This window comes from Rubripirellula amarantea, assembly GCF_007859865.1.
Classification (GTDB): Bacteria; Planctomycetota; Planctomycetia; order Pirellulales; family Pirellulaceae; genus Rubripirellula; species Rubripirellula amarantea.
Map to the genome: position 1 here is coordinate 2,943,776 of NZ_SJPI01000001.1, position 14,222 is coordinate 2,957,997.

A 14,222-nucleotide genomic window follows, 5' to 3' on the forward strand; every position below is an offset into this window, starting at 1 on the left:
ATAGGAAGCCTCACGCCTACTTGTTTCGCGGGGGCGCCTCACGCTTGCTATCGTGGACTTGGTTGGACGGAACACTCAATAGGATCACATCGATCTCTCACACGAAGGGGGGTTAGCCATCCGCCTGACAGGCGACTAGGTTGTGGAAGCAGGCTTCGATAATCGTGAGTTATCGATTTGGTCGAACACTTTTGCAGAGAATTTGCTATCGTTTTATCCTGCTACCCTTTCGGGGGTGCAGCGACTTTGATTGATCAAAAAGAGATGCGGCCAACGCGTCGAGACAGTGCCCCGATGACCAAGAATTGCAACAATTCACGACTCCCAGGTCTCGGCTCAAACGCGCTGGCCGCTCGATGGAATGTTACGACGTTGCAGTGAACGATGTGCGCAAGAGATGCGCAAAGCGAAAACATTGTCTGCAAGTGAGTCAATTAGTTCGGATTGATAATGCCACGCGGAAGTACTCATATTCGCCAAGCTCGGAATCGGCTTGGACTATCGCAACTGCAGGCGGCCGTTCGCGCTGACGTGAGTGTGCGAACGCTTCAGTTTGCCGAATCGGGTAAAGAAGAAGTCACGATCCGCACGATGACCCGAATAGCGGAAGCGCTGGGACTCTCGTTAGAAGAGGCCATGCGAGACGATAACGCTTTGGAGAATGACCAGTTCAAACTGCTGCCCTGGTCGATTTCGCGTTTCATCACAGCCCGAACACAACCAACGCTAGACTCTTATTGCCTTGATGAGGACCGTGCTCGGACAGTCATCTTGAAGATGCGAGAGTCTTGGAAAGTACATCTGGAAAACACAGGATCATCCGGCACGGACAATCACTTCGGCGTAGCTGACCGCACGTTGGACGCCCAACTTGACGAATACCTCGAGCGTTATCTGTCGTTGTGGCGACGTTGTCCCGAATGCATTCAAGTAGCAACCGGTGCAGGCATGCAATATGGGGCAAGTGTTGTGCTTCCCGTGACGGATTCGGCTTACGAACGACTGGAACGTGGCGAAATCACATTCATGCAGATCGGGCCCGAAGATCTTGTTGAAGATAGTCAAAACATCGTGATTGATTCGGTGGTGGAGTTCGCTGGTACCGGAAATCCATCATGGCATAAATTTACGTCGAGCCTGAGCTACTTGGTGTTCTGCCAAATTGCAATGCTCTCACAAGCGCCGACTGGTGATAATTTTCGCATGCTATCGTTTTCAGCGAGCCCCTTAAATTTGCAACGGTTACAGGCCACGGGCTTTCGGGAAACCGGAGTCACGATGCCAAAGTTTGATTATTCCATTTGCGTTTTCTCGACTCGTGAGCCTTCCGGCTACGATGAACATTACGTTCTTGCGTCAACAACAGCGCACTTCTCGCATTTGGTACAAGGCTTGTGCAACGCGACCGCTCGCATTCGCGATCGACGTGTCATGATTAAGCACACGCTGGGACTGTTAAACAAATTCTTGAAGCGGCCCAGACTTCGCAGTCTTATCGCTCGAGAAGTTGATCAGCAACAAACTTTCGCTGGTTGATTCAAAACTCTGCCATGTAGGTTTGCTTTGCAGTGACCCGCCGTGACGTTCCCAAAATTGGTGGAAGCTCAATAACGTCTTCTGACCGTTCAGCTGATGACCCTCTCGCAGCTGGAACGTAAAGCGATCCGATTCGTATCGCAGATAACCGGTCCGGGATACCCACTGTTCCGCTCGCCAGGATTCGATCTCGCGACGTACCTGACTAGCGAGTCGATAGGCAGAGCTACGAATTAGCCAGTGGTCCCCGATTGCTTGAGCATAGTCGCCGGTGCAAATGGATCGGCCTTCGCGGGATAGAACCAAGCTCCCTTGCTTGTCATCCACGGAGGCAAGCACATCACTGGCGACGAGCCGGTAAAGTGGCTCACCGAGTTCGTCTCGATGAGTTGCAGCAAAGCAAGTGTGCCCCACTTCCGCGACGCCATAACAATGCAAGACGTCAAGTTGGCATCCACGATCGGCCAACTGCTGCGTCATGTACGTTTCAAGGGAAGCGGGGAAGTAGTACCCGCCGGCTGCCCAAAGCATACGTTTGGGTAGGCCGTACGGGGTGTTCAACATTTTGATTAGCAAGTCGGCACCCGCTAGCGGTTGCGCGGCAAATACAACGCTGCGTTCTTGTTGAGTGGCAAGACGCAGCGAGCGAATCAACGTGGGAGCGTGTAAATACGTGTCGACAAACGGCACCGAAGTTTGGATTCCCAACGCGGCCGGATAAGCACTAATGATCATCGCGCGATCATTCAGGACCTGTCCGAGCGATGGGAATGCTTGGACCAGTTCGCCAATTCGACCATGATCCCCGTGTCCGATGACACGATACCCGCCGGGTTCTAACGAGGTAGAACCCGCAGCATAGGAGAGTTGGCATGGACCCTGAGGGAAAACAGAATCTTCGGGCGTTTGCGTAGCGATCATCGACGGGTCCCGTAAAGTACTTCGAACGGAGGTTCTGCGACTAAGTTTTCCATTCGGCGTTCGCGAACCAAGGTTCCCTTGACGTCCCAGCACGACAATTCAAACCACTCGCTTAGAAACTTCATCAGGAAAAACGGCTGCCAGATGCGTGTCCGGATCCACGAGTCATCGTAAGAAAACACGCCTTCGGTCGATTCAGGACGCTCATGCGTCCACGCTTGGTTCCACTGAAAGTCCGTACGAGCAATCTCTTGCGTTCGCCGCGACGTGAACGCATCACCCGGCACAACACATGCAAAGGCACCGCCACGTTTGAGCAAGCTCGACATTTTCATCGCGGTCGTTTCCAATTCATCGAGCGTCAAGACGTGATTCAAGAACCACGCTGAACTGATCAAGTCGAAAGATCCTTCATTGGCTTGGAAGTCGTCAAAGCTGGCGCAAGTGAAGGAGGTTCCTTCGCGGTGACTTTGCGAATGAGCGATTTGAATCAAGTCTTCGGAACTGTCAACGCCCACAATGTTGTAAGCGAAGGGCTCTAGAACTCGCGTTGATTCGCCATGACCACATGCGATGTCCAAAGCACGTTCGCATGGTTGCGGCAAGAGTTGTTCGAGAGCCAAGTGGTGACATCGATGAACGCTGTCGTAGTACTCTCGCACCTGATTGGCTTGTGATTTGTAACGGTCGTAGTTTTGCCAACGATAGGTCGTCATGGTTAAGCACCTTGGAAGTGACGGGATGGAAAGGGATGAGAATGGATACCGACATTCGCAATCGGAGGACTTTGGCAATCGTCGTCTGCGGATTGATGAATGTCATGGCAACGTGCAATGTCCGCCGCCGTGATCGGTTGTTCGACCTTCTCGAATAGATCTGAAAAGAACGATCTTGAATTTGGGTCTGCACGCATCAGCAAGCAGATACTTGCGGTGCCTAGCAAAGGATGAACGAACTCGGAATCCTGAATGACTTCGAATCCAATTCGTTTGTAGAACGGAACAAGCTTCTGGTCGGCGTTTATCAAAACTAAGCGAGAGCCTTGGACGATCTGGTCTCGCCACGCGTGTCGCAACATCATTCTTAAAGTGCGGAACGACGATTTTCCCGTTCCTGAAATTCGGAACTTACACGTCGTAAACACTTCCTGGTGGAACGATTTCAGGATGCAGGATGGGTAGATGGACTGGCAATCGAGAATGCCGTCCACCAAACGAGTGACGGTGAGCGTGCCAACGGCAAGTTCGCCGTCAAGCAAGCCGTAGTGATAGCTGTAAGCGTCAAAAGGAAATTGAACGGGCCCCGAATTGCCGCGGCCACGAACGTCGACCAAATGCTCATACAGCGAATTTTGGTCTCCAAAGTCACGCACGACCTTCAGTCCCGTTTCCCAGTCCTTGGCGAGAACTTGGTAACCGCGACTTTCTTCGGCTACCAATGGCACCCTGCGCGGCTTTAAAATCAAAGTTGAATTGACCATGACGCTGTAAGACGACTTAAGTTGTGGGACGGCTCGGATGAAGTCGAGGGTCGCTCACTGGTTCATTCAATCACTCGATAAGCCGGCGATGATGTTCGAAAGCGATTCCTCTGCCCTTAGGTCGCGAGACAACAAGAGACAGTCACGAGACGCGTGACGGGACAGGCCGCGAGACATCATCCGGTGGACGTTGCTTAGATCCGAACCGCTGAAGTCAAGCGTCTTGCGAAGAGAACACCATTCCACGTCGCTCACAGAATTCCCGAGAAAAACTACGAATTCAATTGCGATGTCCCGCCGATGTCTCAGCACGGTGCCCAAGACACACGCACCTGAAGCGATGCCGTAGCAACGTCTTCGCGATGGCGTTGCAATTCGTGCCGGGCTGAGCCGATTTTGCGACAAGGTTTCGACGCGTGGGCTGTTAAAGATTCATGCCGAAACGCATGCGAGAATCCATGTCGATAAGCATGGAAAGCAGAGAGTGCTGATGACGCCACCCCTTCATTCCATTGTCGGGAAAGATCGGAAAGGAAGGGCGATCGTTGAACGGTTCAACCGTGATGAACACCCATGTCCCTAGTTTCGTTTGGGAATGACGTTATCAGGCGAACGCACCGATGGCATGACGTGTGCGACGTCAAACTATCGAAGTCTAAAACTTTCGAGTTGCGGCGATTCGTTTTCGTGGCAAGTCAATTTCCAGTATCTTCACCTTAACAATGTCGCCGACTGACACGACATCATTCGGATCGCTCACGTATTGATTGGCAAGTTGCGAGATATGGATCAGAGCGTCCTGGTGCACGCCGATATCGATGAATGCACCGAAGTGAGTGACATTGGTGATAACGCCTTCAAGCATCATGCTTGGCTTGAGGTCCTCCATCGAATTGACGGTATCGTCAAACTTGGCCACTCGGAACTCGCTGCGAGGATCGCGACCAGGCTTGCCCAACTCCGATATGATGTCGGATATGGTTGGTACACCGAACCTATCGTCCACAAACTCTTCAGGCTTCAGCTTGCTGCTTAATGTTGCGTTGCCAACTAGAGATGACAGATCCGCTCCGAGTTTCTGAGCCATTTTCTTGACCACGCCGTAGCTTTCCGGGTGCACTGCCGAATTGTCTAAAGCAACGCGTCCGTTGCGAATTCGCAAGAAGCCAGCGGCTTGCTCGAATGCTTTCTTGCCTAACTTGGGAACCTTGGTCAATTCGTTCCGATCCGAAAAACGACCGTTGGCGTCGCGGTAGTCAACAATGTTCTCGGCAAGTTTGGGGCCGATTCCCGCGACTCGAGCCAGCAGCGGAGCGCTGGCGGTATTCAGGTCCACACCGACACGGTTCACGCAGGATTCCACCGTGCGATCGAGGCACTTGCGCAACTGAGTTTGATTCACGTCGTGTTGATACTGTCCTACGCCGATCGATTTAGGGTCCGTTTTTACAAACTCGGCCAATGGATCCTGCAAACGTCTTGCGATACTGATCGCCCCTCGGACGGTAATGTCCAGATCAGGAAACTCCTTGCCTGCCAATTCACTTGCCGAGTAGATTGAAGCTCCCGATTCACTGACCATTACTTTCGTTACTGAAAGTTTGTTATCGCGAATCAAATCACCAACGAAAGAATCCGTTTCTCGCGACGCCGTGCCGTTTCCGATTGCGATGAGTTCGACCTGGTGTTTTTGAATTAGCGCCAACAGCGTCTTCGATGCTGCCACCGAATCGTTCTTTGGTGGCGTAGGGTAGATCGTCGTGTTTGTGATGAACTTTCCTGTCGCGTCCACGACTGCGACTTTGCAACCTGTTCGAAATCCGGGGTCAATGCCAATGGTCACTCGCGGACCTGCAGGCGGCGACATCAGCAATTCATGAAGGTTCTTTCCAAACACTTCGATCGCCTCTTCGTCGGCTTTTTCCTTCAAGATTTGCAGCACCGTAGATTGAGTTGCCGGGACCAGTAGTCGTTCGTAGCAATCTTCGGCTGCGGCCGCGAGTTCACGATGGAATTCGAACTGCCGGTTGGTAAGCACTCGCGATTTCACTTGAGTGATGGCGTAGGCGTCGTCCATCGCCAGTTCAACCTTCAGGACACCTTCCGATTCGCCCCGCATCATCGCCAGCAAGCGGTGCGAGGGAATCTTCTTGATCGGTTCTTGGAAATCGATATAGGATTCAAACTTGCTGGCTTCCTCTTTTTTACCTCGCTTGACCTTCGATGCGACTTTGCCACTTTCGAAAGCCAAGTCAGCAACCATCGTGCGTGTTGTTGGATCCTCGGACCACTGCTCGGCGAGAATATCTAGTGCACCTTGCAAAGCAGCATCAACGTCGGGGACGCCGAGCTTGCTGTTGACGAACTGGTTCAGCAGTTCGGTTCTGGGGCCACTGAGCTTTTCTTGCCGCAGCAGCACATCGGCGAGTGGCTGCAATCCTTTTTCGCGAGCGATGCTCGCACGCGTTCGTCGCTTCGGTTTGAACGGCAAGTAGATGGCTTCAAGTGTGCGCAGGTCGGTGCAGCTTTCAATTTGCCGGCGCAGTTCATCACTAAGTAAGCCTTGTTCATCGATGCTCTTAAGAACCGTCTGTTTGCGTGAAGCAAGCGTTTCGGCTTTCTCGAGTGCATCCTCGATCGCACGCAGGGCAATCTCATCGAGTCCGCCGGTGACTTCTTTGCGGTACCGAGCAATGAAAGGAATCGTGTTGCCGTCTTCGAGCAATTCGATTGCTGATTGCACTTGGCGAATCGGCAAACCAAGTTCATTGGCGATGTTTTCGATGTGAGCTTCCATTCTGCGTAGTGCTGCCTTGCGTTCTTGGTTTACTTAACGGCCTGTTGAAAAAAGTGACGCACCGCGCGTCCACTGATGGTTGTTTTTTCGATTAGTTCGTTTGCGATCAACTTCACGGCGTAGCGATGGCCTTCGTCTGCGAGTTGATGTTCTGCCTTGTCGAGAAGGCGTCGAAACATTCGCTCGTGTTGGCTTTCGCTGCCGGCACGTTGGCAAAGTAATCGTTGAACGAGCCTAAGGTCTTCCGATGCTCCCTGGGCACAATACTCACCCGTAACGTGCGATTCGGCCACCATGCCGGCGAGCAGAATGAGCACTTCTTCTTCCATTGCGTTCTTAGTGGCTTTGCTACGTCCGTCGCCGAGTTTGCATAAGCCCGCATGTTGAGTTCCGAATTGTGACTTTCCTGGTTTGATCGTAACCTTGTGAATGTTACGGCCCAACGAAATCGCCATCACCGCATGTCCCGCTTCATGATGAGCGGTTGCGATCAGTTTCGGTGAAGGGGAGGCGTCGTCATTCATGAAGGCAAGAGTATAGGCCGTTGCCTTCGTGGGACCAACGGGAACATCGATCAGACTAGATCCGCGAAAGCAGTTCCGCGCGCTTTTGGTCAAACTCTTCCTGAGTGATGTAGCTCTTGTCTCGCAATTCGCCCAGCCGATTGATCTGGTCAAAAATATCGCTCGAATTCGAAGTTGCTTGACCGTTAGACGATGCGGGTTGGGAAGTCGGCAAAGGTTCCGGCGCTGCGACCGGTTGAGGTGCAGGTGTAGGTGCGATGTTTTCTACCGGCGCGGTGTTGGCAACGCCATTGCGGCTGACAACGGGAAGTGTTGAAAGAGAAACGGTGCCAAATTGACTGGTGAACGTGATGGAACCATCGCCGGATTGCTGCTGGCTGAATCCACCGATGTTGTGTTGTTGTGTGTCGTAGACCCAAATATCACTACCGGTGGCCACGGCAAGTCGACGTGCGTTCGCAAAGTAGGCGTACTTCACGTGGTTCTGCGAACCACTGGCCGAAGGCTGTCCGAGTTCAGTGGGCCACCAATTTTGGTTTGGATCGGGAACGAATAGGCTGTTTTGCGAAAAGCCACCACCGGCGGTCTGTGTTTGATGATCCGAACCGCCACTCTGGCTTTGTGATTGGAACGACCCGGTGAACATTCCAGTTTGGTTCTGAGAGATCGCGGTCGCGCAGTCTTCACAAAGCGAGGATACGCGATACTTCAAATTCGTGTTGAACATATCACCCAGCATCATCATGCCGCCTCGCATCCATTGTCCCGATCCACCGAACTCGGGGTGGCTGAACTGAGCCATGCTGCCGTTTCCGTTGAGGACTGCAATCAACATGTGGGTCACTGCATCGACTGAAAAGCCATGACGTTGCGAAAGATCCTGAGCAATTTGTTGGCCGGATGATGAAAGGGTTGACATGATGAGCTCGATAAACAGGGGTAGATTGCCAAAAGGAAAGAGGCCGCCACCTCAGATTCAGTCCACTCTAGTCACGACAGGTGCCGTTGGCTGACGGAATGACTGACCACTCAGTGTCTAACAAAACTCATGTTAACGGTAGGCATTGAAATGCAATTTTGATGAACGTGCATCGCGAAGAGCTCTAGAGGCCGCAATGGATGCAATTTTCCCTAGAAGGCACCCTGGAGAGCGGCGAATCGCCGGGGACTGGGCGTGTCCGACCACCGCTAGCCCCTAAAGCAACAAGTGCGTCCCAGGGAAGCCCGACGGAAAAAGGCAATCGAAAATAGCTAGGCCAGAAAAGCCATGCCACCAAAGCCATTTGAAAATCACAGCCCGGGTTATGCCGGGCGTTTACGGCTTCGTTTGCGAGACATGCCAAAATCGTCGTCGCTGGTCGAATCCAACGGATCTGATATTAGCGGTTGTGATGGTTGATTCGCGGCAAGCCAGTTTTTCTCTTTCAGGAACTTGGTTACCGTGCTCAACAGAGCGTCTCGGAATCGGTATTCGTCAGATCCTTCTTCGATCCACGCCCGAACTTCGATCCGCTGAGAGCGTTTGCCGACGCAAACCAAAGTGGCCTGAGGGGCGGGCGAGAGTAGGATATCGCGCTGCTCGAGCACCAACTCGGTCAGGGTTCGGCAGACGTCGGCAGGGCGTTCGTCGCGAGTCACCGCGACTTCGATGGGAATTACCTTGAGACGCCCGGCTCCCAACCAATGCACCACGTCTTCACTGACAAAGTTTTTGTTCGGAACAATGACTTCACGACCGTCATCGTCAGTCAGAACGGTGGTGCGCAGTTTTTGAAATGAGACTCGGCCAGTGACGTTACCGACCGAAACCAAATCGCCAAGTCGAGCGGGCTTTTCAAAAAGTACGATCAATCCACCGAACAAGTTTCTAACCATGTCTTGCAGACCGAACCCTAAACCAATCGTGAGGCCGACCGCGAGCCACTGAATCGCCTGCCAACGGATTCCGATCCATTTGCAAGCGATGAAGCATCCAATGCCAAACAAGAGGCACCGGCCCAAGACGAGTGAGAAATGTTCCATGCCTTCATCAAACGAAACCCGTTGAAGAACTAACGCGTCAAATAGAGCAGGCAAGAGTTTGGCGAGTTGAAAGGCAACAAACAGAGTGGCAGCGGCCATCACCAAATGCAACGCCGTAACGGGAGTCGTTTCGGTGACTTCGCTAGTCATGGTTTGTCCTATCGCATCCACGGTCGTTTGAGTGACCGTATCTTTGATATTCCAAACGACAGGGTTGCCCATGCGAATGTTGGGGAACACATCAATCCACAACCATCCAAAACAAACGATCGCAACGAGTACGAGCGCGCATTGACAAAGAAAAGCCAAGTGGTGCTTGAGTTCTAGGAAATGTTCGCCCAACACACCGACTTCGGCTTGAACTTCGATCTCTCCGTACTCGTCAAATTTGCGAGGTGGCGGAGTCACGCCGGTCAGCATTTGCCAACCATGAGCGGAAACTATCTTCACGCTAGCCCAAAGAGTGATTCCTATGAATACCGCGATGAGAGTGAAGAGCGCGCGTTTGGTGAGTTCATTGGCGGTGAATCCGTAGCCCAACGCAGACAAAGCGAACAGTGCGATAGGAAACGCGATTGCAGCGACGTAAATCACATAACGCACGCGATGGATCACCTTGCCGCCGAACTTGGCGATGAAGGGTTCCAATGATCCACCATTGGGTTTGAAAAGCCGATGCGAGGTCCACGCGATTACCAACATCGCGGTCATGAAGCCAAATCGCGAAACGTTTCCTCGCCACATGCCGTGGTCGACCGAACCCATCACCGTGATCGTATACGAACCGATGACAAGGCAGATTCCCACCAGGGTTAGATACCGCATCATGGTTTGTCGTCGAGGAAGGTCAATCTCCACGTGCTTGTCCACGTAGCCAAAGTTGCGCAGCAATTGTCGGGGAAGCTCAAATGCTAGAGCCACTAGCGATCCCGCGTAGAATCCGCCCGACGCGTAGAGTGTCGATTCGGAAACAATTCCATTGCCAAGCCATCGTGCGACTGCCCAAAGGACGCCTGGGATGGCCGATGCCGTGACGATAGTTAGAACGCTGGAAGCGACTTTTCGAACCGCTGGTTTCGAATCTTTCATTCGCTTTCGATTGCCGATTCCTATCAACCAGGATTTGGCGAACCAGCGAACGATCAACAAAAACACAATTGTGGCGAGCAAACCGATTGCGCCCACCGAGTCGGTGCGGAACTTCTGGTCGAGCGTCGGCCCAAAATCGGCACTTCGTCTCGAATCAAACAAGGCGCTGATGCCGCCGCCAAGATTCTTAAAGTCACTTACGCTGACTGGGTCTCCGCTGCGAATCCATATCACATGTTGGTCAATCAACGTGCGATAGTCGCTGGTCAATTCCACCGACGCCGTACTGATCGAATCCAGTTCGCCGATCTTTGCTTGGTAGTCTTCGTAGCCTTGCTGCAATGCGTGTAGCCACTGGCTTCGTTGCATCAACAGGCCTTCGATTTGAGCGGCAAGCGAAGAGCGTTCGATGGTGGCCGAGTTGTACCCTGCGTCGGTCATCAGAGTGGCGGTCTGCGCGGCGGGATCACTTCCGTCATAGTCCACCATTTCTAGTTCAAGTTGCCGTTGCCTTGAACGTTTCAGTTCATCGCTTGCAAAAAGGGTTTGCGAATCGTCGACTTGCCATTGATCAAGTTGTTCTCGCTTATGACGCAGCAAAGTTCCGATCGTTGGCGTTAATCCGTAATGCGTCAGCTTCGCGTTGACGGTTTCAAAGTCGTTGCGGGTTGACTCTAGCTTTTCGTTAGCATCAAAAACTCGCTGCGACACCGACATGTTTGTCTGAGCGAGATCGGCCCACTGATCGGCAAAGTTTGCGTTCTCCGTCGCCAGCGTTTGTGCAATAGGTGCTGATGTTGCGGCGATTCTTCGAAACTGCTCAGCGGTTTGCCGAGCGGAATGAATCGTGGCAACACGGTACGGTGAAACGGGAAGTTCGTCGAATCGGTTATCGCCCAATCGGTTTTGCTCAGTCGTTTCGTTGATCGGGAAACGAGGCCGCGAGTTGTATGTTCGTGTCGCTGCTAATTGCAGGGGCGGTTCACGTTTGATCTCCCGATCGCTGCTGTCATCTCGATAAGATTCGCGGCTTGCCACGGCAGGCTCGCGGCGGGTAACCGTGGGTTCGTGCATCACCGTAGTTGGTTCGATCACCCGGGAACTGATGATTCGAGCTCCCGGCGGCAGTCCTTGAGAGGATCCCTGCGGCAACGACTGGGATGAACTGATGACCTGTGACGATCCGATCGGGTAGCTCGACGGATACGAGTTGCTGACTGGGTATGACTGGGGATAGGAACCGGGGTAGACGATGTTCTGGGCTAGCGCAGGGCGGCAAAATCCCACCGACATGACAGCCATCACCAAGGCGAGTTGCGCAAGCTGGATGCGAACTTGAACATGGCGACGATGGTTGGGGATTATCAATGGGCTCATCTTCGACCGCAGCTTGATGGTGTGACGCTGTAGTTTTGGGGACGCCTCCGACATGCCGTGGCGCAGTCTGGCGAACTGTGAAATACGGCAATTTCCCGTTTGGCTCTACATCAGTTCAGTTTCACGCCGAAAATTATTGCCACGCTTGGCTAGCTCGTCGTGATGAAGCCAACAAAACACGGCAAAACCGCTTCGAGGACCTCATCGGACCTCATCGGAACGCGGCAGAGGGCGGTTTATCGGCGTCGCTGGCTTCGAGCCGCGCCCGTCTTCGGCTAGACTGTCGCGATGAACGCTGACTCTGATCATTTGCACCTTGCCCCCCCTCAAATTCTGCCGCCGTTGCCGAGCGAGCAGTTGGCAATGCAGCGAATGAGTGAATTAGTCGCTCAGCGGATCGGTAGCGTCTTGGTCATGTCGCCCGGTCGAGGTCAGGCAGCTTGGCAAGCCCCAACGCTTTGGCCCGATGCGAGTGTCGTGAGTTGGTTTGTTGACTCTCATCGTGCTGCCCAGGCCGAGTTGGCTGCGACCCAAGCGGGGCATCAACCGAGCATCGTCTGCGCCGCCGATTTGCCGACCCAGACTTTTGACATGGCAGTTTTGCCGGTGCTCAAAACTGGTGAAGCAGAGATGAACCGTGATCTATTGCAACAAGCGGTTCAGCGATTGCGAATCGGCGGAACCTTGATTTCGGCCGTCAACGCCGCAAACGATCATTGGTTGCAAGCTCAGATGCAAGCGTTGTTTCCGAAAGTGAAGTGTCTGCGCACCGAAGCGGGATGCATCTACGAAGGCACTAAGAAAGCGGAATTGAAGAAAGTCCGTCGTTTCGATTCCGCGATCGAGTTCCGTGTGGACGACCAGTTGATGACAACGTTTTCTCGACCCTCAGTGTTCTCGCACCGAAGCATTGACACAGCAGCACGAATCATGATTCGTGAAGTTTCAATCAGTGACCACGATAATGTACTTGAACTTGGCTGTGGAAACGGCGCGGTAGCGTTGGCGGCTGCTTCGCGATCTCGTCACGGAAGGATCTATGCGGTTGACTGCAACACTCGAGCAGTTGAATGTACCCGTCGCGGCGCCGAGTTTAATCAGCTTGATAACGTTACGGCGATTCTGAATCATGACGGCGAACTTGATGGCCAAGTCCAGTCGTGCGACTTGGCGCTTTTAAACCCGCCCTATTATGGCGAGTTTTCAATTGCCAAGCACTTTGTGAATACCGCAATTCGCTATGTTCGCGACGGAGGTCGGATTTGGATCGTCACTAAGCAGGCTGATAATTACCACCACCAAGAATGGAGTGGTGCCATCTTCGATGGGGCGACCAAGGTGCAAGGCTATGACTTGATCTGCTATCGGAAGATGTAGGTCGCACTTGCGTGCAGTGCATGATTGTCACGTGAGCAAAGCTTCTGAAGATGCAAAGTATCAGTTGAGATCTTGATTGGAAAACGGTATGGAGTCTGTTCTCGAGAACACCATCTCGCGTCCATGGTTAGGATGCAGCAAGGTCAGTCTCGCCGCGTGCAGGCACATCGGCGGGTCGCTTACTCGCAGCGTTTGATGAACGCCTAGTTGACCGTGCTGCAAATACAATGGGTCGCCGACGATGGCGAATCCGAGTGACCACAAGTGGACTCGGATTTGATTCGTGCGGCCCGTCACGGGAATCGCTTCGACAAGGGTAGTGCCGTCGTTGAAACGCTGAAGCACCTTGAAAAGAGTCTTCGCCGGTTGGCCGTCTGGATGAGTGATGCGCGAACCACGCGTATTGCGGTGTCCAGCAAGTTGAGCGGACGGTCCGATCGGGAGTTCACAAGTTTGATGTTCCCACGGAACATGTCCATGCACTCGAGCGACGTAATCCTTCTTAACGGTTCGTTGTTCAAACTGTTTTTGCACCAAGCTTGCCGATTGCTGATTTCGACACACAACCACGACTCCCGTCGTGTTGGCGTCGAGTCGGTGTGCCATCCGTAACGAATCACCGGGGTAAGCTGACTGCAAGAAGTTTAAGAGTGTGTTTCGATGAAAACGGCCGCTTGAGTGGACTGGCAAAGGTGCGGGTTTGTCGACAACGATGATGGCGTCGTCTTCATGAATGATTTCTACCTTGGCAGCGACCTCTGGTTCGACAACATCGTGCATGGTGTGGACGAACGTCTCGCCAGCGTGGACTGTTTGATCGAAGGTGGCGGCTTGTGCACCGAGCTTGATGTCTCCGGCGTCGATCCATGACTTCCACCTTTCCGCAGAAATAGGCGGATGAAGGTTTTGTAGAAAGTCGAGCATCGCCATTCCATGATGAGCCTGACGAACTCGCATCACGCGTTCATTTTCGTAGGGCGCACTGCCGGGAAGAGGATCCATGACGATGGTTTTCATCGCCCTATGAAAACCGCCACCACGGACCCCGTCAATTCGGCGAGACGAAGTTTCGTTTCGTGAGATCGTGCGATTGAGTTGT

10 protein-coding genes are annotated in these 14,222 nt (G+C 53.0%); 2 read left to right on the forward strand and 8 right to left on the reverse strand.

Annotation, left to right across the window (positions count from 1 at the left end):
* The first annotated feature begins 450 nt into the window (after nucleotides 1-450).
* On the forward strand, nucleotides 451-1,536 hold the full coding sequence (locus tag Pla22_RS10820) for a helix-turn-helix transcriptional regulator (RefSeq protein ID WP_146514623.1): 1,086 nt from the start codon (nucleotides 451-453) through the stop codon (nucleotides 1,534-1,536).
* Here Pla22_RS10820 and Pla22_RS10825 read toward each other — a convergent pair.
* The 7 genes from Pla22_RS10825 to Pla22_RS10855 form a co-directional block, all read right to left on the reverse strand.
* Nucleotides 1,456-2,457, reverse strand: coding sequence for a hypothetical protein (locus Pla22_RS10825; protein ID WP_146514624.1), 1,002 nt, complete (start codon nucleotides 2,455-2,457; stop codon nucleotides 1,456-1,458). The two genes, Pla22_RS10820 and Pla22_RS10825, sit on opposite strands and share 81 nt — an antisense overlap.
* Nucleotides 2,454-3,173, reverse strand: coding sequence for a class I SAM-dependent DNA methyltransferase (locus tag Pla22_RS10830; RefSeq protein WP_146514625.1), 720 nt, complete (start codon nucleotides 3,171-3,173; stop codon nucleotides 2,454-2,456). The genes Pla22_RS10825 and Pla22_RS10830 overlap by 4 nt, the downstream gene beginning before the upstream one ends.
* Nucleotides 3,174-3,175: 2 nt before the next feature.
* Complete coding sequence (locus Pla22_RS10835; protein WP_146514626.1) at nucleotides 3,176-3,901, reverse strand: N-acyl amino acid synthase FeeM domain-containing protein; 726 nt, start codon at nucleotides 3,899-3,901, stop codon at nucleotides 3,176-3,178.
* A gap of 691 nt (nucleotides 3,902-4,592) precedes the next feature.
* Nucleotides 4,593-6,722, reverse strand: a complete 2,130-nt coding sequence (locus Pla22_RS10840) for a Tex family protein (RefSeq protein ID WP_146515371.1) — start codon at nucleotides 6,720-6,722, stop codon at nucleotides 4,593-4,595.
* 41 nt (nucleotides 6,723-6,763) lie between these two features.
* Nucleotides 6,764-7,258, reverse strand: a complete 495-nt coding sequence (locus Pla22_RS10845; RefSeq protein WP_146514627.1) for an ATP-dependent metallopeptidase FtsH/Yme1/Tma family protein — start codon at nucleotides 7,256-7,258, stop codon at nucleotides 6,764-6,766.
* 55 nt (nucleotides 7,259-7,313) lie between these two features.
* Nucleotides 7,314-8,177 (reverse strand): SHOCT domain-containing protein, encoded by an 864-nt coding sequence (locus tag Pla22_RS10850; protein WP_146514628.1) that lies wholly within the window; start codon nucleotides 8,175-8,177, stop codon nucleotides 7,314-7,316.
* A 383-nt stretch (nucleotides 8,178-8,560) separates the two neighbouring features.
* Entirely contained in the window at nucleotides 8,561-11,746 is a 3,186-nt protein-coding gene (locus Pla22_RS10855) for a mechanosensitive ion channel domain-containing protein (protein ID WP_242631930.1), read from the reverse strand.
* A gap of 288 nt (nucleotides 11,747-12,034) precedes the next feature.
* Here Pla22_RS10855 and Pla22_RS10860 point away from each other — a divergent pair, with 288 nt between their 5' ends.
* Nucleotides 12,035-13,123: a methyltransferase gene (locus Pla22_RS10860; protein ID WP_146514629.1), complete on the forward strand. Its 1,089-nt coding sequence runs from the start codon at nucleotides 12,035-12,037 to the stop codon at nucleotides 13,121-13,123.
* 60 nt (nucleotides 13,124-13,183) lie between these two features.
* Here Pla22_RS10860 and Pla22_RS10865 read toward each other — a convergent pair whose 3' ends face one another.
* On the reverse strand, nucleotides 13,184-14,140 hold the full coding sequence (locus Pla22_RS10865) for an RluA family pseudouridine synthase (protein ID WP_146514630.1): 957 nt from the start codon (nucleotides 14,138-14,140) through the stop codon (nucleotides 13,184-13,186).
* Nucleotides 14,141-14,222: the final 82 nt, after the last annotated feature.

Coding starts and splice junctions, on each gene's coding strand:
- Pla22_RS10850 (WP_146514628.1), bottom strand. CDS start 8,177: ATGTCAACCCTTTCATCATCCGGCCAACAAATTGCTCAGGATCTTTCG.
- Pla22_RS10825 (WP_146514624.1), bottom strand. CDS start 2,457: ATGATCGCTACGCAAACGCCCGAAGATTCTGTTTTCCCTCAGGGTCCA.
- Pla22_RS10855 (WP_242631930.1), bottom strand. CDS start 11,746: ATGAGCCCATTGATAATCCCCAACCATCGTCGCCATGTTCAAGTTCGC.
- Pla22_RS10830 (WP_146514625.1), bottom strand. CDS start 3,173: ATGACGACCTATCGTTGGCAAAACTACGACCGTTACAAATCACAAGCC.
- Pla22_RS10860 (WP_146514629.1), top strand. CDS start 12,035: ATGAACGCTGACTCTGATCATTTGCACCTTGCCCCCCCTCAAATTCTG.
- Pla22_RS10845 (WP_146514627.1), bottom strand. CDS start 7,258: ATGAATGACGACGCCTCCCCTTCACCGAAACTGATCGCAACCGCTCAT.
- Pla22_RS10865 (WP_146514630.1), bottom strand. CDS start 14,140: ATGAAAACCATCGTCATGGATCCTCTTCCCGGCAGTGCGCCCTACGAA.
- Pla22_RS10820 (WP_146514623.1), top strand. CDS start 451: ATGCCACGCGGAAGTACTCATATTCGCCAAGCTCGGAATCGGCTTGGA.